The sequence below is a fragment of the Curtobacterium flaccumfaciens genome (genome assembly GCF_018598405.1).
Lineage (GTDB): Bacteria > Actinomycetota > Actinomycetes > Actinomycetales > Microbacteriaceae > Curtobacterium > Curtobacterium aurantiacum.
On record NZ_JAHEWS010000038.1, the window covers coordinates 1 to 23042 of the forward strand.

Consider the following 23042-nt stretch of genomic DNA (forward strand, 5'->3'; position numbering starts at 1 on the left):
CCCGTTCCTTCCCAGAACACCCGCGATACCTGGTGCTTCCGGGCATACCTGGTGCGAACTTCCGACCAGGTACGCCCGAATCGACCAGGTACGCCCCGAACGACCAGGTACGCCCGACTCGACCCCGCGCCTGCGCACCCCGCGCCCGTTCCTTCCCAGAACACCCGCGATACCTGGTGCTTCCGGGCATACCTGGTGCGAACTTCCGACCAGGTACGCCCCGAACGACCAGGTACGCCCGACTCGACCCCGCGCCTCCGCACCCCGCGCCCGTTCCTTCCCAGAACGCTCGCGATGCCTGGTGCTTTCGGGCGTACCGGGTCCGAACTTCCGACCAGGTACGCCCGATTCGACCAGGTACGCCCGGAACGTCGTCTCAACCGCGGGGCGCGTACACCGCCACCTCGGCAGCGGGGAGGTCGATGCGGACGGCATCGCCGGGGGTGATCCCGAGCGCGGTCAGCCGGGCGAGCGTCAGGTCCGCCACCAGGTCGCCGGCCCGCACGCGCACCAGTCCGTCGCGCGGCTCGAGCGACGACACGGTGCGCGCGGCTCCGGCACCGTCCCGTGTCAGCACCGCGGCCGTCGGGTGGAAGGCAGCCAGCGCAGGACTGCCGGGAGGCACGGCGTGCGTCCCCGCCGCCAGCTCGCCCCCGCCGTCGATCGCGATCCCACCCCGGGTGGCGGTCCCGCGCACCAACGCGAGCCCGGAGAACGTCGCCGCGAACGCACTCGTCGGACGACCGAGCACGGCCGCGGGGACGCCCTGCTCGACCACTCGGCCGCCCTCCAGCACGACGACGCGGTCGGCCAGGGCGACGACCTCGACCGGGTCGTGCGTGACGAGCACGGCAGGCCGGCCGGCGACGGCGGTCCGGAGCGCAGCGCGGACCTCGTCCTGCGCGCCGACGTCGAGCGCCGAGGTCGGTTCGTCGAGCAGCAGGACCGCCGGGTCGGTGGCGAGGGCGCGGGCGATCGCGACGCGCTGCGCCTGCCCGCCGGAGAGCGTGCGCGGGTCTCGGGTGGCGAGGTCGGCGACCCCGACGGTGCCAAGCGCTCGGAGTGCCCGCTCCCGTGCGGCCGCGCGACCGGCGCCGGCGGCACGGGGTCCGAAGGCGACGTTGCCGAGGACGTCGAGGAACGGGAACAGGTCGGCCCGCTGCGCCACGAGCCCGACCCGACGACGGTGCGCGGGGACGGTGTGCCGCGGGACCGAGACCTGGACCCCGTCGAGTTCGATCCGGCCGGCGTCGATCGGCAGCAGTCCGGCGAGGGCCTCGAGCAGCGTCGACTTGCCCGCGCCGTTCGGCCCGATGACCGCAAGGCACTCCCCCGCACGGACCTCGATCGCGACGTCGACGTCCCGCGGCCCGACGACGACGTGCGCGCGGACGGCCGCCCCGCCGGTCCCGGTCATGCCTGGGCTCCGCGCGTCCGGAGCGACGAGGCACCGATGACGACGACGGCCACCACGACGAGCACGACCGCCAGGGCCACCGCGGTGTCCGGGTCGACCTCGCGCTGCAGGTAGACCTCGAGCGGCAGGGTCCGGGTGACCCCCTGCAGGCTGCCGGCGAACGTCAGGGTGGCGCCGAACTCGCCGAGCGCCCGGGCGAAGCAGAGCACCAGCCCGGACACGATCCCCGGCAGCACCCGCGGCGTCGTGACGGTCAGGAACGTCCGGGTCGGTCCGGCGCCCAGGGTCGCGGCGACCCGCTCGTAGCGATCGCCCTCGACGCGGAGTGCCCCCTCGACCGAGGACACCAGGAACGGCATCGCGACGAAGGTCTGGGCGATGACCACCGCCGTCGTGGTGAACGCGATGTGCAGGCCGTGGTCGTCGAGGAAGGCCCCGACCACGCCGAGCCGACCGAAGGCCGCGAGCAGTGCGAGACCGCCGACCACGGGCGGCAGCACGAGCGGCAGCAGCACGACGGCCCGGGCGACGCCGACCCACCGTGACCGCGACCGCGCGAACAGCACGGCGAGCGGGTACCCGAGGACGAACGCGACCCCGGTGGCCGCGAGCGCCGTGCCGAGGCTCAGCCCGAGCGCGGTCAGCGACGCGGTCGAGGTGACGAGCCCGACGAACGACGACCAGTCCACCCGGCCGAGCATCGCGAGCACCGGCACGACGACGAACAGCCCGCCGAGCACCGCGGGCAGCGGGAGCCACCACGCGACCGGCGGCCGTCCGTCCGTCCGCGGTGCCACAGGTCAGGGCTTCCCGAAGCCGGCGGCCGACAGCACGCGCTGCCCGGTGGCGGAGCGGACGTAGTCGGTGAACGCGTGCGCGAGCTCCGGGTCCGCGGACTCCCGCAGGACCCCGATCGGGTAGGTGTTGACGGCCTCGGCGGACTCGTCGAAGGGCACGCCGTCGACCGCGCCGTCGGCACCACGCACGTCGGTCACGTAGACCAGTCCGGCGTCGGCCTGCCCGGATTCGACCTTGCCGAGCACGTCGGTGACGGACTGCTCCTCGCTGACCGGCCGCAGGTCGATGCCGGCCGCCCGCTCGACCGTCGCGGCGGCGGCACCGCACGGCACCGGCGCGGCGCACGTGACGAGCTGGACGCCCGGGGCCGTCAGGTCGTCGAGGCCGCTGATGCCCTCCGGGTTGCCCGGCGCGACCGCGATCTCGAGCGTGTTCGTGGCGAAGGCCCGCGGCGACCCGCTCACCAGGTCGTCGGACGTCAGCTTCGCCATGTTCGCCTGGTCCGCCGCGGCGAACACGTCGGCGGGAGCGCCGTTCTGGATCTGGGTGACGAGGTCGCTCGACCCGGCGAACGAGAACCGTATCGAGGCGCCGGGGTGCGCGGTCTCGTACTGCTTCCCCAGGGTCGTGAAGGTCTGCTGCAGGGACGCGGCGGCGAAGACCGTGATCGACCCGGTCGGTCCCTCGGTGCCGGACCCCGACGGCGACGACGACCCCGAGCCCGTGTCCGCAGCGGTGCAGGCGGCGAGTCCGAGCGCGACGGTGGCGACGAGGGCCAGCGCTGCGACCGGACGCCGGTGGCGGCTCACCGGTCGTCCTCGTGGCGTGCGGGGGCCTCGACCGCGACCATCGTGGCCTTCACGGACGCGACCGCGACGGACCCGACCTCGAGCCCCAGGTCGCGGACGGCCTCGGCGCTCATCAGGGACACCACCCGGTGCGGTCCGCACTGCAGTTCGACCTGGGCCATCACGGTGTCGACGACCAGGTCGGTGACGATGCCGACGAACCGGTTGCGGGCCGAGCTCTTCACCGCCGACGCCGGGTCGGTCAACTCGGAGCTGCGCTCCCGGGCGTACGCGGCGACCTCGCGGCCGTCGACCACGGCCCGCCCCGCGTCGTCCACGGCGCGCGAGAAGGTGCCACCGTCGATGAGTCGTCGGACGGTGTCGTCACTGATGCCGAGGAAGGCCGCAGCCTCACGGACCCGCAGTTGCGTCATGATCGACCAATCCTAGCCGCGGATGCGGCGGAGAATGCGATCCGAGCGGTGGAGGTGACCCGGCTGGGTCAGGACCGGTGCTCGATCGCCACGGGCAGCCCCTCACGACGCCAGGCCTCGAACCCGCCGTCGAGGACCGTCACGTGCCTCCCGGCCGGTTGCCGCGCCGCCCACGCGTCCGCACGCGGTCCACGGGCGCAGTACACGACCACCTCGTCCGCCGCGGTGTCGTCGGTGACGGCGCCGGCGATGACGCCGGCCGCGCGTTCCTCGTCCGTCCGCACGTCGACGACGACCGGCCGGTCCGACGGGTCCGCCAGGCGGGCTGACAGGGCGGCCGGCGCGATCCGCGGTGTCGCCGAGGCGGCGACGGGCGCCGGCCGACGCGAGGCGGGCCCTCGACGGACGGGGCTCTCCGTCCAGCGCCAGCGCCGGGCGTCCACGGTGAGCACACGTCCGAGCAGCGGGTCGCCGCTGCCGGTGACCAACGCGAAGACCTGTCCCGCCATCACCGCACCGATCGCGCCGCACAGGGCGGGGACGACGCCGTCGAGGGCGCACGAGCCCTCGTCGGGCAGGGCGTCGGAGTGCAGGTCGTGGAAGTCGACGCCGTCCGGCCCGGCGTCGCGGAAGACGCTGACCTGCCCGTCGTGGCCGAGCACGGTGCCCCACACGAACGGCACGCCCGCAGCGGCGCAGGCGTCCGAGACGGCCCGGGTGACCACGACCGAGTCGGCGGCGTCGACCACGACGTCGTGTCCGGCGACGAGGTCCGGCGTGAACGAGCCGACCACGGCGACCGCGTCGAGTTCCGGGTCGACGGCGACCGCCCGGGCGACCGCGACCCGGGCCTTCGGCGATCCGACGTCCGCGGCCGTGAACAGCGTCTGCCTGGCCAGGTTCGAGGCGTCGACCACGTCGGGGTCGACGACCGTGAGTCGACCGATCCCGGCGAGGTACGCGACCACCGGTGCCCCGAGACCACCGGCCCCGACGACGAGGATGCGCGATGTGGCCAGCCGCCGCAGCCCGGTCGTGCCGACCTCGGCGAGCGCTGCGGTGCGCGACCCGAGCTGCGTCCGCCCCGGGGACAGCGCGGCGACGGGGGCGACGAGGGGTTCCATCCCGTCATTCTGGCCCGTCGCACCGAACTCCTGCATGTGAGAGTTCAGCGCCCGGACGCGGCGGATGCCCAGAGCAGATCGGTACGGTCGCGGACGTGAGTTCCCCGCGCACCGGTACCGTCCCGGTCCGACGCACGACGTCGGACGCGTCGGTGCGTGCGCGCTCCCTGGCCCTCGCCGCGACCGTCGCCCGCACCCTCGCGCGGACCCCCGAGATCACCGTCGGCGCACTCGGCGTCGTCGTCGCGGCCGCCTTCGTGTGGGTGCCGTCGGTCTGGTACGACGAGGCCGCGACCGTCGCGAGCGCACAGCGGAGCTGGCCGGCGCTCTGGGCCGAACTGCAGAACGTCGACGCGGTCCACGGCCTGTACTACGCGGTCATGCACGTCTGGTTCACGCTGGTCGGGTACTCGCCGTTCACGCTGCGGTTCCCGAGTGCCCTGGCCATCGGGGTCTCCGCCGGGCTCGTCGTCGCTCTCGGCCGACGACTCGGTGGCGTCCGGCTCGGCGTCGTCTCCGGGCTCGTGTTCCTGCTGCTGCCCCGCGTCGCCTGGGCCGGGACCGAGGGGCGCCCGTACGCCACCGTCACGACCTTCGCCGTCGCGCTGACCCTCGTCGGGATCACCGCGGTCCGGCGCACCCGGACCGGGCACCACGCCACCCGGTGGTGGGTCGTCTACGGACTGCTCGCCGTGGTCGCCGTGCTGTTCAACGTCTACCTGGCCCTGGCCGTCGTCGCGCACGGGGCGGTGCTCCTCTGGACGACGGTCGCCGACCGTGCGGCACGTCGCGACGCCGTGCTCGCGCACCGCAGTGGCCCGGTGGCCGCGCCGATGGTGGACCGTGCGACGTTCGTCCGCTGGGGCGTCGCCGCCGTCGGGGCCGCGCTCGTGGTGTCGCCGTTCATCGTCCTCGCCGCCGGGCAGGCCAAGCAGGTCGGCTGGATCACCGGCATCGGGTGGGCCACCGTGCGTCAGGTCGTCGCGACGGCGTGGTTCGGTGCCCTCTGGCCGTACGCGGCGCTCGGGTGGGTGCTGATGGCCGTCGGGGTCGTGCTCGCCGTCCGCGCTGCCCGACGCCCCTCCCCCGCCGCCCGTGACGTGCTGCGCATGCAGGCGGTGCGCGTCGCCGTCCCCCTGACCGTCCTGCCCACCGCGCTGCTCGTCGGTGCGACCGCGGCCGGGGAACACCTGTACTCCCCGAAGTACGCCAGCCTCAGCCTGCCGTTCGTCGCGCTGCTCATCGGCCTCGCGATCACGGCGATCCGTCCGCGGCGGTGGCTCGCACTGGCGGTCGTCGGGATGCTGCTCGTGTCGGTCCCGACGAGCACGATCGTCCGGCTGCCGCACGCCAAGCAGGACTCGCACTGGGCGAACGCGGCGGCGATCATCGAGCGCGAGCGGGACTGGCGCACGGACAACGGCGAGGGCGTGGTCTTCGGGAGCGTCTGGGAGCACCCGACCACCACCGCGCAGGTCATCGCGGACACCTACCCCGATGCGTTCAGCGGCATGCGGGACCTCGCGGTCACCGAGACCGGGGCCGAGCGCGGACAGCTCTGGGACGTCAACGGCGACGTCGCGAAGACCGTGCCCGAACGGATCTCCGGCATCGACACCGTGTGGTTCGTCGGCGGCAAGTCACGGAACATCCGCCCGCAGGTCACCGAGACGCTCGTGGCCGAGGGCTTCCACGTCGTGCGCTACTGGCACACCGGCACGGTCATCCTCTGGAAGTACAGCCGCTGACGCCGGACGAGCCGACGCTCGACGAGCCGACGCTGGACGGACCGCCGCTCGGGGTCGAGCCGCTCGCCGGGCGGGCCGGACGTCGGGTCAGTGCACCACGCGTGCACCGTGCACCGGGCCGGTGGCACGGAGCGCGACGAGTCCAGCGGCACTGAGCTCGACCTGCAGCTCGAGCGCGGCGTCGCGGTCACCGACCAGGAACGCCACCGTCGGGCCGCTGCCGGACACCAGGCCGGCCAGGGCGCCGGACTTCTCGCCGAGCTCCAGGGTCGCCGCGAGTCGGGGCTGCAACCGCATGGCGGGGGCCTGCAGGTCGTTGTGCACGCAGTCCGCGAGCAGGTCGGGGTCGCCGGCGCGCAGGGCCTGCAGCACGTTCGCCTCGACCACGGGGTGCGAGGGTGCCGGTGAGATGTCGGCGCGGTACCGCTCCCGGTGCTCGTCGAGGGCACGGTAGACGGCGGGGGTGCTCAGACCGTCGTCGCTGAGTGCGAGGACCCAGTGGAACTCCCCCTTGGCCAGCGCCGGGCTCAGCTCGTCGCCGCGGCCGGTACCGACGGCGGTGCCGCCGGCGAAGGCGAACGGCACGTCGGCTCCGAGCTGCGCGGCGAGCCGGAGCAGCTCTTCGCGACCGAGCGCGGTGCCCCAGAGCGTGTCGACGGCGAGCAGGGTCGCCGCGGCGTCCGCGGAGCCACCGCCCATGCCGCCGGCGACCGGCACCTGCTTGTCGATGGTCAGCCGGACCCCGCCACGGTGCCCGGCTGCGTCGGCCACGAGTCGGGCCGCGCGGATCGCCAGGTTCGACTCGTCGACCGGGACGGTGCTCGTGTCGATCGGGCCGGTGAAGGCGACCGAGAAGTCGTCGGCGGCCTCGGCGGTGACGTCCTCGTACAGGGACACCGCCTGGTACGCCGTGGCGACGTCGTGGTACCCGTCGTCCTGCAGCGCCCCGACGGACAGGAACACGTTGATCTTGCCGGGGGCGCGCGTCCGCACGCGGGTCGGGGCGGCCAACGTGGTCATGTCCCCCAACCTATCCCGCTGCGGCTGCCGTGAAGCCCCGTGCCAGGTCGGCGGTGATGTCGTCGATGTGCTCGAGGCCGATCGACAGGCGGATGAGCCCGTCGCCCACCCCGGCGGCGCCCCGCTCGGCGGAGGTCATCTGCACGTGCGTGGTCGATGCCGGGTGCACGACGAGCGATCGGACGTCACCGAGGTTCGAGACGTGGTCGAACAACTCGAGCGCCGCCACGAACCGTCGGCCCGCGGCGACGCCACCGGCGAGGTCGAACGACAGCACGGCCGACGGCCCCTTCGGCACGTAGCGCTGCTGCAGGTGGTGCCACGGCGAGTCCGGCAGGCCGGCGTAGTGCACGTGCTCGACCTGGTCGTGCGCGTCGAGCCAGCTCGCCACGGTGGCGGCGTTCGACACGTGCCGGTCCATGCGGAGCGACAGCGTCTGGATGCCCTGCAGCACCAGGAACGCGTTGAACGGCGCGATCGCGGGCCCGAGGTCGGCGGACAGCTTCGAGCGGGTGCGCTGGATGAACGCCCGTCGCCCGAACTTCTCGGCGAAGTTCGTGTTCGCGAACCCGGACTGCTCGGTCGTGGCCAGCTGCGGGTAGCGGTCGGCGTGCGCCGCCCAGTCGAAGTTCCCGCTGTCGACGATGAGCCCGGCGATGGCGCTGCCGTGTCCGGCCAGGTACTTCGTCGCCGAGTGCACGACGATGTCGGCGCCGTGCTCGATCGGGCGCACCAGGTACGGCGTCGCGATGGTGTTGTCGACGATGAGCGGCACACCGGCCTCGTGTGCGACTCCGGCCACCCCGGCGAAGTCCAGGACGTCTCCGCGGGGGTTCGGGATGGACTCGCCGAAGAACGCCTTCGTCTCCGGACGCACCGCCGCCGCCCACTCGGACAGGTCGGTGGGGTCCTGCACGAACGTGAAGGTGATGCCGAGGTCCCGCAGGGTCGACGCGAACAGCGTGTAGGTCGCGCCGTACAGCGAAGCGCTCGACACCACGTGGTCACCGGCGCGTGCGACACCGAGCACGGCCAGCGACGTCGCCGCCTGCCCGGACGCCAGCGCCAGCGCACCGATCCCGCCCTCGAGGTCGGCGATCCGGCGTTCGAGTGCTGCCGCGGACGGGTTGTTCACCCGCGTGTAGGTGTGGCCGGGGGCGTCGAGCATGAAGCGCGCGGCGGCGTCCTCCCCCGACGGGTAGACGTACGCGGCGCTCTGCGCGATCGGCGGCACGTTCGCGCCCCACCCCGGGTCGGCCTTGAAGCCGGCGCGGATCTGGCGGGTCTCGAACGCCCAGCCGTCCTCGGCGTTGGTCGGCGTGGCCCCCATCAGGACTGCGCCCCGACCGACTGCCGGACGAGCGGGATGACCTGCTCGCCGAACCGGTCCATCTCCTCGAGCTGCGGCGAGAACTGCAGCAGGAGCGTGTCGACCCCGGCGTCCTCGAACTCCCGGATGCGGGCGGCCACCTGCGACGGCGTGCCCACGAACCCGGGGCGCAGGCCGCGGTTCGACACCGAGTAGTCCTCGAGCGAGGGCACGTGCTCGAGCTGCGACTTCGAGATGAAGTCCTGGTACGACTCGTACGCCCGGCCGTGCTGCACGTCGGTGATCCGGGCGAGCTCGGCCTGCGCCTCCTCCTCGGTCTCGCGCACGATGACGTACGCGGCCATGCCGAACGCCTCGAACGGCGGCAGACCGGCATCGACGCGGCGCTGCTTCATCTCGTCGATCTTCGCGCGGAGCTCCTCGACCGTGCCGCCGTGCGTGACGTAGGCGTCGGCGTACCCGGTGATCGCGGCCTTGCCGGCCTCGCTCTCCCCACCGGCGTAGATGCGCGGCGTCACGCGGGGCTTCGGCTCGAGGTGCGCGTTCTCGATGTCGTAGTACTCGCCCGAGAACGAGTACGGGGTCTCGCGCCACAGGCCCTTCATGACCTCGACGAACTCCGCGGTGCGCTTGTACCGGTCGTCGTGCTCCGAGAAGATCCCGCCGTACTGCTTCGCTTCCTCCGCCCACCAGGCGCTCACGACGTTGAAGGTGAACCGGCCGCACGAGATGTCGTCGATCGTCGCCGCCTGCTTCGCCGTCACCGCGGGCAGGTGGTACCCGGGACGCATCGCCGCCATGATCTCCAGGCGCTCGGTCGTCGCCGCGATCGCCGCCGCGAGCGACCACGCCTCGAGCGAGGGTGCCGCCGTGCCCTTGATGTCGTTGAGGTTGAGCTCCGGCACGAGCGTCAGGTCGAAGCCGATCCGCTCGGCGCGCTGCGCCAGGCGCTTCACGTAGTCGAAGGTGACCGGCATGTTCTCGTTGTCGACGTTGCGCAGCCAGCCGCCGAAGAGCGGGGTCCAGTATCCGAATCGCACGTTGGTTCCTTGGGGGTGTGGGAAGGCGGACGGGAGGCGCGGGGCGGGCCCGCCACGGGCCTCCAGTCCGGTGGTTCTTGCGTTCTAGACCGCAGCCGGCGCGAGCGCGCTCGCGTGCTCCTCGGCGAGGAGTCCGCCGAGGTAGCGCGCGATGGAGCGCGGCCCGGAGGCCGGCGCCGTCTCCTCGACCGCGGGGTTGTAGTTCGTGTTCGTGTTGATGTCGTAGACGACGGTGCGGCCGTCCGTGGTCTCCATGAACTCGACGCCCGCGATCGTGATGCGCTGGTCGGCGAGGAACGTGCGGAGCTGCTGGACCAGCGGGTGCTCGGCGGTGATCTCGGTCCGGACGGCGAACGCCGGGGGCGCGCCGACGGTCTCGGTGCCGGGGACGTCGCAGACGGCTCCGGCGATGACCTGGGGCACCTCGCACGCGTCGGCGGGGCAGAGCTCGAAGCTGCCGGCGCTCGTGTCGACCCGGACGGCGTACACGAACTCGCCGCCGACGAACTCGACGCGGGTGATGAAGGGCTCGCGGGCCGTCAGGTACTCCTGCAAGAGGGTGATGCCGTCGACCGGGGCCTCGAACTCGGGGCTGTCGACGTAGGCGTCGAACTCGGCGAGCGAGTCGAACCGCCGCACGCCCAGGCCCTTGCCGCCCTGGTTGTGCTTCGTGATGAAGGGGACGTCCTGCCCGTCGGTGAAGGTGCGGGCGGCGTCCTTGAGCGTCGTCGTGCCGAACACGGCTGTGGTGCGCGGCACGTCGAACCCGGCCTGCTGCAGGAGACCGTGCTGGGCGACCTTCGACACCTCGAGCTCGAGGACGTGGCTGCCGCCGACGACCTGGCGACCCGCGCGTTCGAGCCAGCCGAGGATCGCCCGGGTGTACTCCTTGCTGTGCTCGTGGCCGCGGGTGTGGGAACTCGCGGACATCCGGCTCCAGTAGACGCCCGGGGCCGGCTCGGACGCGAGGTCGACCTGCCCCTCGGTCAGGAGGATCTCCTCGACCGGGACGCCCTCGGCCTCGAAGGCGGCGGCGAGCGGGGGGAACCACTCGGGGTTCTCGTGGATGACGTACACGCGCGGAGTGCTCACGCCCCCACCCTAGGCAGGGTGTCCCGCACGCGGCCAAGTGTGTGACGCGGCGTTGCTTCTCGGCGGGGGCGGGTCGCACGGTGCGCGCTTGTCCGGCCGGTGCGGAGCAGGGTCGCACGGTGCGCGCTTGTCCGGCCGGTGCGAGGTTGGCCGCTCGGTGGCGGACTGTAGGGCGGCACCGATCGGTCAACGGCGCACGGGATGATCGACCTCGCACCGTGCGGGCTCGACCAAGCACGCACGAGCCGAGCGAACCAGCACCGTGCGAGGTCGTCAGCCGGCGAAGGTCTGCTGGCCGACGACGCCGAGGAGCTCGAGCTTCTGCGCGTCCTCCGACCCTGGAGGCGCCGTGAACAGCAGCAGTGCCTGCGCCTGGTCGTCGGTGTGCAACACCTGGCAGTCGACGGTGATGCGGCCGAGCTCCGGCTGCACGATGGTCTTGTTGTCCGACCAGCGCGTGGCCACCTCGTGCAGGGCCCAGAGCTCGCGGAACTCCGGGCTGCGCGCCTCGAGCTCGGCGATGAGTTCGGTCGCGCGCCGGTCTCCCGGTCCCGCGAGCGCAGCCGTCGCCCGGATCGAGGCCACCACGACACGGCCCAACCGTTCGTGCTGCTCCGGCGCGTACTTCGCGAGCTCCTCGCCGGTCACGAACCACCGCCACGCCTGGTACCGCCGGTTGCCCGGCAGGTCGACGGAGCTGCCGAGGAGCGCCGCCGCGAGCCGGTTCTCGACGAGGGTCTCGCCCAGGTGGCTGACGACGATCGCCGGGGTGTCCTCGAGCCGGTCCAGCACCCGCAGGATCGCCGGGTCCACGTGGTCGGCGCGGTGCATCCGGGTCGGGGCGTTCTGCCCGGCCAGGTGGAACAGGTGGTCACGCTCGTCGAGGCTGCACCGGAGGGCCCGGGCGATCGCCGCGATCATCTGCTCGGACGGCTGCGGGCCGCGCTGCTGTTCGAGTCGCGTGTAGTAGTCGACGGACATGCCGGCGAGTGCAGCGACCTCCTCGCGGCGGAGCCCGGGGGTGCGGCGTCGGGGTCCCTGCCCGAGGCCGACATCCTCGGGGCGCAGCAGCTCGCGGCGACGGCGGAGGAAGTCGGCGAGTGCGGCGCGGTCCATGGCTCGATCATGGTCCGGTTGGTCGCCAGATGCCAGGGATCGGCGATCCCCCGATGTCCGCGCTCTGGTTGCCACTGCGACCACCGAGCATCGTGGTCGTCATGGACATCACGAACTCCACCGTCTTCATCCCCGGCGCCACCTCGGGCATCGGTCTCGCCCTCGCGCAGCGCCTGCAGGCCGCCGGCAGCACCGTCGTCATCGGCGGCCGTCGACAGGCACTCCTCGACTCCCTCGCCACCGAGCACGGTTTCGGCACCGTGCAGATCGACGTCGCCGACGCCTCGTCGATCAAGGCCGCTGCGACCTCGGTGCTCGAGGCGTACCCGTCGCTCGATGCCCTGATCACCATGTCGGGGATCATGCGCAACGAGGATCTGCGCTCCTCCGACCACATGGACGACGCGATCGAGACCATCCAGACGAACCTGGTCGGCACGATCCGACTCATCGACGCCTTCCTGCCGCACCTGCTCGCCCAGCCCGCCGCGACGCTGATGACCGTCACGTCCGGTCTCGCGTTCGTGCCGCTGACGGCCACGCCGACCTACAACGCCACGAAGGCCGGGGTGCACTCGTACACCCAGGCCCTGCGGCAGCAGCTCGTCGGTTCGTCCGTCGAGGTGCTCGAGCTCGCCCCACCGGCCGTCATGACCGACCTGATGGGCGGTGCCGACTTCGGCGGGATGCCGCTCGACGCCTTCGCCGACGAGGTCATGGCACTCATCGAGTCCGGCGCCGCCCCGGAGATCCTGGTGCAGAACGTGCACCCGCTCCGCTTCGCCGAGCGGAACGGCAACCACCAGCAGATCCTCGAGATGATGGCGTCCCGCGAGCACTGATCCGGGTGGGGGCCGCGTTCGCACCGTGCGAGGTTCCGTGTTCCGTGCGAGACACCTCGGCTCGCACGGAACACGGAACCTCGCACCACGCGTGGTGCGCCTCGCACGGTGCGAGGGGCGAGCCCCCTGTCGCGGCTTCAGAGGGTGGCGAGGAGCCGCTGCAGTTCGGCCTTCGCGTCGGGCATCCGCTCGGGGCCGGTGAGCCGCTCCCGCTGGACCCAGATGCGGACGGTGTCCGGCCGGGGACCGTCCTCGGTGTTGAGCAGCACGGATTCGCGGTCGGCGAAGGTCCAGCGGGCCGAGGGGCGCTTGCCGCCGCGGCGCTCGGACGTCGGCGAGGATCCGAGTGCCGCCGTGAACACCGGCACGATCCGATCGAGCACGGTCTCTCGTTCACCCGGGACCTGCCGTGAGGCCGACACCGCGAAGGTGCCGTCCGTGCGCTGACCGGGGATGCGGAGCCCGCGGGCCTGTTCGTACCCGATGGTGATGCCCTGTGCCCACCACGGCTCGACGCCCTGACCGATCAACCAAGTCGCGATCGCCGCATGCCCGATGGTGGCTCCGTCCGCTCGGTCGATCAGGGCATGCCACTCGTCGGGCGCCTTGCCCGTCGCTGCGAGGACGCGGTCCGGCGCCATCCCCTGTGCATGCGAGCGAACCGTTCCGTCGGTCATGCCGTCATCGTAGGCTGCAGGACCCCGCCAGCGCCGCTCACTGTCGGGAGCTGGCCCGTAGGCGACGCGCCAGCTGCGCACCCTTTGCGTCGATGATCAGCGGGAGACGCTCCTTGTCCACGACGCCGAACGCGGGATCGACCGTCACGAAACCGTCGACCTTCGACGAGATGGCGGTGGCGACGTGCACGGCACCCGAGGCTGTCAGGCCGAACTCCTCGATCAGCCCTGGGACTCCATCGCTGACGTCATCGATTCCGACCCAGTGCAGTTGCGTCGACCGAAGCAGGTCTCGCCATGCGGCCACATGGCGACGTGCAGCCTGCAGTCCCTTGTGGCGGGCAGATTCGAAGAGCTCGAACTCGGTGAACGCGCTGTACAGGATCCGCGTGTCGGCCAGGTCGAGGTGATCCCAGAACGCTGACGCCCCGACGTGCTGCGGCTCCGCACGGTGCAGCACGCATTCGATGAAACTCGTCTCAACGACCACGGCATCCGGCCGGCTGGTGCAGCCGTCGAACTCCAGTACCCGATGCTCGTCGAACTCACCGGATCCGAGTCGCTCGAACACGATCAGCGCGCCTGGCGGATGCGCGCGATGGGTTCGGCTCGGCAGTCCGGATCGATCGACTCGATCGCGCGCCGACGGCGCTCGCGGCGTTCTTCGAACGTGCCTTCAGGTCGCGGCGTCCGAGCGAACAGCGCTTGCCGCTCGGCGTCGGTGAAGATCCTCGGCCCCGGCGGCCGACCAGGATCCGCGCTGAGCAGGGCGCGCCGACGTCCCGCTGCGAGCTGTTCCTCGGACGGGCCGCGGCGGATCGGTCGGCGTGGTTCGGTCGGCTGCATGGTGTCTCCTCGGTCGATGCGATCAACCGTAGGAGCGCCGAACGGACATCACGAAACATTCCGTATTTCGCTGGCGTCAGGCGTGAGGAGGACTACTCCGCGGCCGCCAGGACCGTCCGCCCGAGCCGCACGAAGTCGTCCACACCGATCGCCTCACCCCGGGCGGTCGGGTCGATCCCCGCCGCCGTCAGGACCTCAGACGCGTGCGCACTGCCGCCGAGCACCCCGGAAAGGCTCTGCCGCAGCATCTTGCGTCGCTGCTGGAACGCCGCGTCGACCAGGGTGAACACCCGAGACCGCAGACGCTCGTCACCCGGGGGCTCGTGCCGGTCGAACGCCACCAGGACACTGTCGACGTTCGGCACCGGCCAGAAGACCTGACGGCTGACCAACCCGGCGGTGCTCCACGACCCGTACCAGGCGGCCTTGACGCTCGGCGACCCGTAGACCTTGCTGCCGGGGCCGGCGGCGAGCCGGTACCCGACCTCTGCCTGCACCATCACGAGCGACCGCTCGATCGACGGGAAGGTCGCGAGCAGGTGCAGCAGCACGGGCACGGAGATGTTGTAGGGCAGGTTCGCGACGAGGTGCGTCGGCTCGACGTCGAGGTCCGTGGCGGCGACGGTCATGGCGTCCTGCTGCACGACCGTCAGCCGGGCGTCCGGCTGCATCGACGACACCGTCGACGGGAGCTTGGCAGCCAGGCGCTTGTCGATCTCGACCGCGGTGACGGGTGCCCCGGTCTCCGTCAGGCCGAGCGTCAGCGACCCGAGCCCCGGGCCGATCTCGAGCACCTGTGCCGACGGGGTCACACCGGCGACCGACACGATCCGCCGCACGGTGTTGGCGTCGTGCACGAAGTTCTGGCCGAGCTTCTTCGTCGGGGTGACGTCGAGTTCGGCCGCGAGCTCCCGGATCTCCGCCGGGCCGAGCAGTGCACCCACGACTACTCGTCCACCGTCACGGGCTCGGCGTCCCACGCGCCGTAGACCAGCTCGGTGTTCGAGGCGATCTGCGCGGCGAGCATCGAGGCGTCCGTGCCGAGCGTCTCCGCCATCGACCGCAGGGTGAGCGGGATGAGGTACGGCGCGTTCGGGCGACCGCGGAACGGTGTCGGCGTCAGGAACGGCGCATCCGTCTCGATCATGATCAGGTGCCGCGGCGCGACGAGCAGGGCGTCGCGCAGCAGTGCGGCGTTCTTGAACGTCACGGTGCCGGCGAACGACATGTACCAGCCGCGCTCGGCGCAGAGCCGGGCGAGGTCCGGGCCGCCGGAGAAGCAGTGGAAGACGGTGCGCTCAGGAGCCCCCACGCGGTCGAGGACCTCGACCACGGCGTCGTGCGCGTCGCGGTCGTGGATCGTCAGCGCGAGGTCGTGCTCCTTCGCGATGCGGACGTGCTCCTCGAACGACCGGATCTGGGCGTCGCGGCCGTCCTCGCCGGTGCGGAAGAAGTCGAGCCCGGTCTCACCGATCGCCCGGACCCGCGGCAGCGCGGCGAGCCGTTCGATGCCGGCGAGGTGCTCGTCGAGCAGCCCCTGCTCCTGCAGCACGGGCGCTTCGTTCGGGTGGAGCGCGACGGCCGCGAGGACCCGGGGCTCACGGGCGGCGATCGACGCGGACCACTCCGAGGTCGCGAGGTCGGTGCCGACCTGCACGACGCCGCGGACGCCGACGCTCGAGGCACGGTCGAGGTGCTCGCGGTACTCGAGCGGTCCGTCGCCCCCGTCGCCGACACCGTCGGCGATCTCCATGTGGGTGTGGTTGTCGTACACCGGCACGACGAGCGCCTGGGGCAGTGGCGGGTACGTCAGGTCGCGCTTCGAGCCACCGGACCCCCCGTCGCCGCGGGACCGGACGTGCGACTCGGCGTCGGTCACGCGGAGACCTGCTCGATCCGCGGGAAGAGCCCGCTCTCGAGCGGCACCACGTGCGACGCACCCTGCCACTCGTACGCGCGGTCGACACGCTGCTCGGCGACGGACCCGCCGGCACCGATCGCGGCCCAGAGCTTCTCGGTCGCCTTCGGCATCACCGGGGACAGCAGCACGGTGACGGTGCCGAGGCCGCGGAGCGCGGTGGTCAGGACGGTGCCGAGCCGCTCGCGGTTGGCGTCGTCCTTCGCCAGTGCCCACGGCGCCTGCTCGGTGATGTACCCGTTCAGCGCGTCGACGAGCTCCCACACGCTGGAGATCGCCTCGTGCGGGGCGAAGGCGGCGATGGCGGCGTCGGCTCGCTCGGTGACCGAGACGGCCAGGGCGTCGATCGCCTGGTCGGACTCGGTCAGCGACCCGCGCGCCGGGACCTCGCCGTCGCAGTACTTCTGCAGCATGGCGACCAGGCGCGACGCGAGGTTGCCGTAGCCGTTCGCGAGCTCGGCCTGGTAGCGCGCCGAGATGTCTTCCCAGCTGAAGTTGCCGTCCTGCCCGAAGGTGATGGCGCGCAGGAAGTAGTAGCGGAACGCGTCGGACCCGAACGTGTCGGTGATCTCCGACGGCGCGATGCCGGTCAGCTTCGACTTGGACATCTTCTCGCCGCCGACGAGCAGCCAGCCGTGGCCGAAGACACGCTCCGGCACGGGCAGCCCCGCGGCCATGAGCATCGCCGGCCAGATGACGGCGTGGAAGCGGGCGATGTCCTTGCCGACGATGTGCACGCTCGGCCACAGGCGCCGGAAGGCCTCGTCGTCCTCGGTGCCGTAGCCGAGCGCCGTGACGTAGTTGAGCAGGGCGTCGAACCACACGTAGAGCACGTGGTCGCTGTCCCACGGGATCTTGATGCCCCAGTCGAAGCTGGAACGCGAGATCGACAGGTCGCGGAGCCCCTGCTTGACGAACGAGATGATCTCGTTGCGGACGCTCTCCGGCTGGATGAACAGCGGGTTCGACTCGTACAGGTCGAGCAGGCGCTGCTCGAAGTCGGACATGCGGAAGAAGTAGTTGCGCTCGGACAGCACCTCGACCGGGATCGAGTGGATCGCGCAGACCTGCTGCCCCTCGTACGCACCGGTGCCGGCGACCAGGTCGCTCGGCTGCTTGTACTCCTCGCAGCCCACGCAGTAGAAGCCCTCGAACTCGCCGGCGTAGATGAAGCCGTCGTCGTAGAGCTTCTGGAGGAACGCGGTCACACCGCGCTCGTGCCGCTCGTCGGTGGTGCGGATGAAGTCGTCGTTGGCGACGTCGACCGTGTCGAGGAGCGGCTTCCACGCGTCCTTCACCAGCCGGTCGGCCCATTCCTGGGGCGAGACGTCGTTCGCCGAGGCGGTGCGCAGGATCTTCTGGCCGTGCTCGTCGGTGCCGGTGAGCAGCCAGGTGTCGTCGCCGCGCTGCCGGTGCCAGCGCGCGAGGAAGTCCGCGGCGACCTCGGTGTAGGCGTGCCCGATGTGGGGCACGTCGTTCACGTAGAAGATCGGCGTGGTGATGCTGAACGAGGACCCGTCGGACATGCCGACCATCCTACGGGCGCGCGGAACCCCGATGACGCGCGCGGCGGTGGACTGTGGAGAACCGGGTCCTGGAGGCCCGTGGCGGGCCCGCCCCGCGCCTCCCGACCGACGGGCGCGAACGTGACGAGCCCGCTCAGCGTGCCGCGAGCGCCCCCTCGTACAGGTCCCGCTTCGACAGCCCGGTCGCGTCCGCGACCGCCGCGGCGGCCTCCTTCATGCGCATGCCCGCGGCCACCCGCTCGAGCACCAGCCGGACGCCGTCGTCGAGCGTCGCTTCCTCGGTGGCCTCGGCGGCTCCGGCGACGACGATGCAGATCTCGCCCCGCACGCCCTCGGACGCCCACGTGACGAGTTCGTCGAGTGGCCCGCGACGGACCTCTTCGTACAGTTTGGTGAGTTCGCGGCAGACCGCGGCGCGACGGTCGCCCCCGAACCCGACGGCCATGTCCGCCAGGGTCTCGGCCAGCCGGTGCGGCGACTCGAAGAACACCATCGTGCGCTGCTCCCCCGCCAGCGCCTGGAACGCCCGGCGGCGCTCCCCGGCCTTGCGGGTCGGGAACCCCTCGAACGTGAAGCGGTCCGTCGGCAGCCCCGAGACGGCGAGCGCCATGAGCACGGCCGACGGTCCCGGTAGTGCGGTGACGGTGACCCCGGCTGCCGCGGCAGCCTCGACGAGCGGGAAGCCCGGGTCGCTGATCGCGGGCATCCCGGCATCGGTGAGGACGACGACGTCCTCGTCGCGGGCGAGCTCGACGACCTCGGACGCCTTCGCCCGCTCGTTGTGCTCGTGCAGGGCGATGAGCCGCGGACGGTTCTCGATGCCGAGGGCGCGCATGAGGTGGATGGCGGTCCTGGTGTCCTCCGCCGCGACGACCGTGGCGTTGGAGAGGGTCTCGACGAGACGGCGCGAGGCGTCCCCGAGGTTGCCGATGGGCGTTGCAGCGAGGACGATCACGCACCCATTGTCCCCGCACGGAGGCGCCGGCGAGGCCCGGCGCGGCGACAGCGGCGTCGCCCGACGCGGCCGCGCGACGCGAGCAGCCCCGACGCAGCGGGGACCTGCGGTCGATCCGTAGGATGCTCAGCGATGACCAGCGAGCTGACCGACGACCGCACGGCCGTGCCCGGCGGGCCGGTCGGCTCGCGCCTCGACGACTGGTGGGGGCGCGTGTTGTCGACGTCCCGGCGGGTCGCCGTGTGGCGGTGGACGGGGCCCCTCGCGGTGACGCTGCTCGCCGCAGTGCTGCGACTGGTGAACCTCGGCACCCCGCACTCGCTGGTGTTCGACGAGACGTACTACGTCAAGGACGGCTGGTCGATCGTGCACCTCGGGTACGAGGGCACCTGGCCCGCGAACCCGAGCGGTGACACCGCACCGACGACCGACGACCGGTTCGTGCGCGGCGAGACGGACATCTTCACGAGCGCCGCGGAGTTCATCGCGCACCCGCCGCTCGGCAAGTACCTGATCGGCCTCGGCATGCTGCTGTTCGGCGCGGACAACGCGTTCGGCTGGCGCTTCACCGTGGCGGTGCTCGGCATCGCGACGGTGTTCCTCACCGCCGTGATCGCCCGCTCGCTGTTCCGCTCGACCATGATCGGCACGCTCGCCGGCTTCCTGCTCGCGATCGACGGGCAGGCCATCGTGATGTCGCGGGTGACACTGCTCGACGGCATCCTGACCTTCTTCGTGGTCCTGGGGTTCGGGGCGCTGCTGCTCGACCGGCGGCACAGTCAGCGGCGGCTCGACGAGTGGGTCGCGTCGCGGGCAGCCGAAGGGCGGCCGACCCTGTGGGGCCCGGTCCTCTGGTGGCGGCCGTGGCTGTTCGCGACGGGGCTGGCCCTGGGGCTCGCGACCGCGACGAAGTGGTCGGGGCTGTACTTCCTGGCGTTCTTCGCCGTGTACTCCGTGCTGAGCGACATGATGATGCGACGCCGCGCCGGGGTCGAGTTCTGGTCGTCGAGCGCGCTGCTGCAGCAGGCACCGGTGTCGTTCCTGCTGACCGTGCCGATCGCCGCGGTGACCTACGTCGCGTCGTGGACCGGCTGGTTCGTGTCGAAGGACGGCTGGGACCGCAACTGGCTGGCCTCGAGCGGCGATCGGTGGACGGGCGTGCTGGCCTGGGTGCCGGACAGCCTGCAGAACTGGTGGCACTACCAGTCGGAGATCTACAACTTCAACATCGGGCTGCAGACACCGCACTCGTACCAGGCGAACCCGCTGCTCTGGCTCGTGATGCAGCGGCCCACGTCGATGTTCTACGTCGGCACGGACGCCGGTCAGGACGGCTGCTGGGCGAACCGGTGCGGCGAGGCGATCACCGGCATCGCGAACCCGTTCATCTGGTACGCCTCGGTCATCGCGACGGTGGCCCTGCTCGTGCTCTGGATCCTGCGCCGGCGGTGGGAGTACGGCTTCGTCCTGCTCGGCGTCGCCGCGGGCTACCTGCCCTGGCTGATGTACGTCGACCGGACGGTGTTCCAGTTCTACACGATCGCCTTCGAGCCCTTCATGGTGATGGCGCTGGCGGCGGCGATCGGGTTGGTGCTCGGGTCACGGAGCGACGAACGCTCGCGCAGGTCGCGGGCGATCCTGTGGGTCGCCGTGTACCTGGGCGTCGTCGTGCTCGCGTCGGTCTACTGGTACCCGATGTGGACGGCGATGCAGGTGCCGTGGGACTTCGTCCGGTCGCACTACTGGGTCCCCAGCTGGCTGTAGCCGGTCTGGCAGGTCGGCCGGTCACGGCCGTCGCGCTGGGCGCTCTGGTGACGACCACCGCCGGACGGGAGGCCCGTGGCGGCGCCGCCACGGGCCTCCCGTGAGTCAGTGGTCAGGACTGCGCGTGCAGCGCGCGCTCGATCGACTCGCGGTCGAGCGGGGCGCCGAGCATCGGCACGGTGTCGTCGGTGCCCGGCAGGACGCCCTGGACCAGGAGTTCCGCGTAGCGGCGCCAGGCATTGGGGTCGTGCTCGCGGGTGGCGTCGGCGACCGCACCGACCATCGCGGTGAGCATCGGCAGGTCGCGGGAGTCGAACCCGGCGCGGACGACGCCGGCGGTCTCGGCGCGGCCGATGATGGCGGCGACCTGGCGTTCGAGTCGATCGCGTTCCTGCACGATCGACGGACGTGCCTTCCCGGCACGGACGATGGCGTCGGCGAGCGCGCGGTCACGGGCGCGGAACTCGAAGACGCCCATCAGGTAGACCCGGAGCGCCTCGCGCGGATCGGACACGTCGGCTGCTCGTGACGCGGCGTCGTTCATCGCCTCGAACTTGGTGGCGAGCAGCGCCTCGATCAGGGAGTCCTTGTCGGCGAACCGGCGGTAGACGGTGCCGACGCCCACGCCGGCTTCGTGTGCGATGTCGTTCAGCGTGACCGAGAGCCCGCGCTCCGCGAAGCACTTGCGTGCCGTCTGCAGGATCAACTCGCGGTTGCGTGCGGCGTCGGCGCGCAGCGGTCGCTCGAGGTCGGATGCGGACTCGGTGGTGCTCACGTTCCGACCGTAGTTGCACTTTCTGGGAACAAGTGGATGCCCTCCTTCCGTTTCGGTCTACACTGACCACAAACGGATGCCCTGCATCCGGTTCCGCTCTCCGGAGTGCCCGACGGCGCGCGCTCCTTCTCCCCTCCAACCATCTCCGAGGAGGCTGCCGTGACGGCAGAACACACCGTGCCGACCCCCACCGGGGCAGCACCCACGACTCCGGGCGCCACCCCCGCCAAGAGCAACCGCCGCTGGATCGCCCTGGCGGTCATCGCCCTCGCCCAGCTGATGGTCGTGCTCGACGCGACCATCGTGAACATCGCCCTGCCCTCGGCCCAGGCCGACCTGGACTTCGGCACCGACCAGCGGCAGTGGATCGTCACCGCGTACTCGCTGGCGTTCGGTTCACTGCTGCTGCTCGGTGGGCGCCTCGGCGACCTGTTCGGGCGCAAGAACACCTTCATCATCGGACTCGTCGGCTTCGCCGTCGCATCGGTGCTCGGCGGCCTCGCTGACTCGTTCGGCCTCCTCGTCGCGGCCCGCGCGCTGCAGGGCGTCTTCGGTGCGCTCCTCGCGCCGTCCGCCCTCGGCATGCTGACCACGACGTTCCGCGACCCGAAGGAGCGCGGTCGCGCCTTCGGCATCTTCGGATCCATCGCCGGCTCGGGTGCCGCCATCGGCCTACTCCTCGGCGGCGTGCTGACCGAGTACGCGTCGTGGCGCTGGTGCCTCTACGTCAACGTCGTCTTCGCCGTGCTCGGCGTGATCGGCGCCCTCGTCTTCATGGAGAAGCCGCCGAAGGTCGAGCGTCCGCGCATCGACGTCCTCGGGGTCATCACCATCACGCTCGGCCTGGTCGGCGTCGTCTACGGGTTCTCGAACGCCGAGACCAACGGCTGGGACTCCCCGGTCACCATCGCGATGCTCGCCGGAGGTGTCGTCCTGATCGCCGCCTTCGTGTTCATCGAGACCCGCGTCGCACACCCGCTGCTGCCGTTGCGCGTCGTGCTCGACCGTGACCGCGGCGGTTCGTTCATCGCGATCGGCCTGGTCGCGATCGGCATGTTCGGGATCTTCCTGTTCCTGACCTACTACCTCGAGCAGACCCTCGGGTTCAGCTCGCTGCAGACCGGGCTCGCGTTCCTGCCGATGCCGGTGTCGATCATGATCTCGGCGACGCAGATCGGCGGTCGCCTGCTGCCGCGCGTCGGGCCGAAGGTGCTCATCTTCGCCGGTGGCCTGGTCGCCGCGACGGGGCTGCTGCTGCTCCTGCGCACCGACCTCGACAGCTCGTACGCGGGCACCGTCATGCCGGCACTGATCGTGATCGGGCTCGGCATGGGCACGATCTTCTCGTCGGCCATGAACACCGCGACGACCGGGGTCGCCCGCGCCGACGCCGGCGTGGCATCGGCGACGGTCAACACCATGCAGCAGATCGGCGGCTCGATCGGCACGGCGCTGCTGTCGACGATCTTCGCCGACGTCGTGGCGAACAGCCTGTCCGGGCTGTCCGCCGCCCCGACGAAGCTGCAGCAGGCCCAGGCGACGCTCGACGGGTACCACGCGGCGTTCGGCATCTCGGCCGGGGTGCTCGTGCTCGTCGCCCTCGCCGGAGGCCTGCTCATCAACCGGCAGTCGGTGCGGGTCGAGCGGCTCGCCCGCGCCGGATCCGCCACGACCGGGAGCATCCCCGCCGCGGCGCACTGACACTGGCGCTGCGCTTCGGCGCTTCGGTGCTTCGGCCCGTTCCGGTTCCGCCGGGGCGGGGATGCTCCCGGTCGTGGCGGATCCGGCGCGGGCGAGCCGCTCGACCCGCACCGACTGCCGGTTGATGAGCA

Annotated in this window: 22 protein-coding genes; 4 read left to right on the forward strand and 18 right to left on the reverse strand. The window is 71.8% G+C overall.

The window, feature by feature from the left end:
• Positions 1-376 precede the first annotated feature (376 nt).
• From KK097_RS16815 to KK097_RS16835, 5 genes are all read right to left on the reverse strand, one after another.
• Complete coding sequence (locus tag KK097_RS16815; RefSeq protein WP_214545513.1) at positions 377-1417, reverse strand: ABC transporter ATP-binding protein; 1041 nt, start codon at positions 1415-1417, stop codon at positions 377-379.
• The gene (locus tag KK097_RS16820; RefSeq protein ID WP_214545514.1) at positions 1414-2214 is read right to left on the reverse strand and encodes an ABC transporter permease; all 801 of its coding nucleotides are present in this window, start codon (positions 2212-2214) and stop codon (positions 1414-1416) included. Before KK097_RS16820 ends, KK097_RS16815 begins: the two co-directional genes overlap by 4 nt.
• A 3-nt stretch (positions 2215-2217) precedes the next feature.
• On the reverse strand, positions 2218-3024 hold the full coding sequence (gene modA, locus KK097_RS16825) for a molybdate ABC transporter substrate-binding protein (protein ID WP_214545515.1): 807 nt from the start codon (positions 3022-3024) through the stop codon (positions 2218-2220).
• Positions 3021-3437, reverse strand: a complete 417-nt coding sequence (locus KK097_RS16830; protein WP_214545516.1) for a TOBE domain-containing protein — start codon at positions 3435-3437, stop codon at positions 3021-3023. The genes modA and KK097_RS16830 overlap by 4 nt, the downstream gene beginning before the upstream one ends.
• Before the next feature lie 68 nt (positions 3438-3505).
• Entirely contained in the window at positions 3506-4561 is a 1056-nt protein-coding gene (locus KK097_RS16835) for a ThiF family adenylyltransferase (protein ID WP_214545517.1), read from the reverse strand.
• Between the two features lie 95 nt (positions 4562-4656).
• Between KK097_RS16835 and KK097_RS16840 the strand changes: the two genes are divergently transcribed.
• Positions 4657-6309: a glycosyltransferase family 39 protein gene (locus tag KK097_RS16840; RefSeq protein WP_214545518.1), complete on the forward strand. Its 1653-nt coding sequence runs from the start codon at positions 4657-4659 to the stop codon at positions 6307-6309.
• Between the two features lie 87 nt (positions 6310-6396).
• Here KK097_RS16840 and KK097_RS16845 read toward each other — a convergent pair whose 3' ends face one another.
• The 5 genes from KK097_RS16845 to KK097_RS16865 form a co-directional block, all read right to left on the reverse strand.
• A complete protein-coding gene (locus KK097_RS16845; RefSeq protein ID WP_111087242.1) occupies positions 6397-7329 on the reverse strand; it encodes a 4-(cytidine 5'-diphospho)-2-C-methyl-D-erythritol kinase in 933 nt (310 codons plus the stop codon).
• A 10-nt stretch (positions 7330-7339) separates the two neighbouring features.
• Complete coding sequence (locus tag KK097_RS16850) at positions 7340-8659, reverse strand: O-acetylhomoserine aminocarboxypropyltransferase/cysteine synthase family protein (RefSeq protein ID WP_214545519.1); 1320 nt, start codon at positions 8657-8659, stop codon at positions 7340-7342.
• Positions 8659-9699, reverse strand: a complete 1041-nt coding sequence (locus KK097_RS16855) for an LLM class flavin-dependent oxidoreductase (protein ID WP_214545520.1) — start codon at positions 9697-9699, stop codon at positions 8659-8661. Before KK097_RS16855 ends, KK097_RS16850 begins: the two co-directional genes overlap by 1 nt.
• An 84-nt stretch (positions 9700-9783) precedes the next feature.
• Positions 9784-10791: an ATP-grasp domain-containing protein gene (locus KK097_RS16860; protein ID WP_214545521.1), complete on the reverse strand. Its 1008-nt coding sequence runs from the start codon at positions 10789-10791 to the stop codon at positions 9784-9786.
• A gap of 273 nt (positions 10792-11064) precedes the next feature.
• The gene (locus KK097_RS16865) at positions 11065-11907 is read right to left on the reverse strand and encodes a helix-turn-helix transcriptional regulator (RefSeq protein WP_111224169.1); all 843 of its coding nucleotides are present in this window, start codon (positions 11905-11907) and stop codon (positions 11065-11067) included.
• A gap of 101 nt (positions 11908-12008) precedes the next feature.
• Here KK097_RS16865 and KK097_RS16870 point away from each other — a divergent pair, with 101 nt between their 5' ends.
• The gene (locus KK097_RS16870; RefSeq protein WP_214531610.1) at positions 12009-12749 is read left to right on the forward strand and encodes an SDR family oxidoreductase; all 741 of its coding nucleotides are present in this window, start codon (positions 12009-12011) and stop codon (positions 12747-12749) included.
• 137 nt (positions 12750-12886) lie between these two features.
• Here the strand turns inward: KK097_RS16870 and KK097_RS16875 are convergent, their stop codons facing one another.
• From KK097_RS16875 to rsmI, 7 genes are all read right to left on the reverse strand, one after another.
• Entirely contained in the window at positions 12887-13426 is a 540-nt protein-coding gene (locus tag KK097_RS16875) for a DUF4287 domain-containing protein (protein WP_214531611.1), read from the reverse strand.
• Between the two features lie 37 nt (positions 13427-13463).
• Positions 13464-13997: a type II toxin-antitoxin system VapC family toxin gene (locus KK097_RS16880; RefSeq protein WP_214531612.1), complete on the reverse strand. Its 534-nt coding sequence runs from the start codon at positions 13995-13997 to the stop codon at positions 13464-13466.
• A gap of 2 nt (positions 13998-13999) precedes the next feature.
• Positions 14000-14272 (reverse strand): hypothetical protein, encoded by a 273-nt coding sequence (locus tag KK097_RS16885; protein ID WP_214545522.1) that lies wholly within the window; start codon positions 14270-14272, stop codon positions 14000-14002.
• Between the two features lie 92 nt (positions 14273-14364).
• Positions 14365-15216 (reverse strand): 16S rRNA (adenine(1518)-N(6)/adenine(1519)-N(6))-dimethyltransferase RsmA, encoded by an 852-nt coding sequence (gene rsmA / locus KK097_RS16890; RefSeq protein WP_214545523.1) that lies wholly within the window; start codon positions 15214-15216, stop codon positions 14365-14367.
• Positions 15217-15218: 2 nt separating this feature from the next.
• Positions 15219-16151 (reverse strand): TatD family hydrolase, encoded by a 933-nt coding sequence (locus KK097_RS16895; RefSeq protein ID WP_214545524.1) that lies wholly within the window; start codon positions 16149-16151, stop codon positions 15219-15221.
• On the reverse strand, positions 16148-17716 hold the full coding sequence (metG, locus tag KK097_RS16900) for a methionine--tRNA ligase (protein WP_214545525.1): 1569 nt from the start codon (positions 17714-17716) through the stop codon (positions 16148-16150). The genes KK097_RS16895 and metG overlap by 4 nt, the downstream gene beginning before the upstream one ends.
• A 133-nt stretch (positions 17717-17849) precedes the next feature.
• Entirely contained in the window at positions 17850-18671 is an 822-nt protein-coding gene (gene rsmI, locus KK097_RS16905) for a 16S rRNA (cytidine(1402)-2'-O)-methyltransferase (RefSeq protein WP_027466054.1), read from the reverse strand.
• A gap of 132 nt (positions 18672-18803) precedes the next feature.
• Between rsmI and KK097_RS16910 the strand changes: the two genes are divergently transcribed.
• Positions 18804-20435 carry a dolichyl-phosphate-mannose--protein mannosyltransferase gene (locus KK097_RS16910; protein WP_214545526.1) on the forward strand — a complete coding sequence of 544 codons (1632 nt, stop codon included), beginning with the start codon at positions 18804-18806 and terminating at the stop codon, positions 20433-20435.
• A gap of 112 nt (positions 20436-20547) precedes the next feature.
• On the opposite strand, the gene KK097_RS16915 is transcribed toward KK097_RS16910, so the two are convergent.
• Positions 20548-21210 carry a TetR/AcrR family transcriptional regulator gene (locus KK097_RS16915; RefSeq protein WP_214545527.1) on the reverse strand — a complete coding sequence of 221 codons (663 nt, stop codon included), beginning with the start codon at positions 21208-21210 and terminating at the stop codon, positions 20548-20550.
• Between the two features lie 159 nt (positions 21211-21369).
• Between KK097_RS16915 and KK097_RS16920 the strand changes: the two genes are divergently transcribed.
• Positions 21370-22911: an MFS transporter gene (locus KK097_RS16920; protein WP_214545528.1), complete on the forward strand. Its 1542-nt coding sequence runs from the start codon at positions 21370-21372 to the stop codon at positions 22909-22911.
• Positions 22912-23042 lie beyond the last annotated feature (131 nt).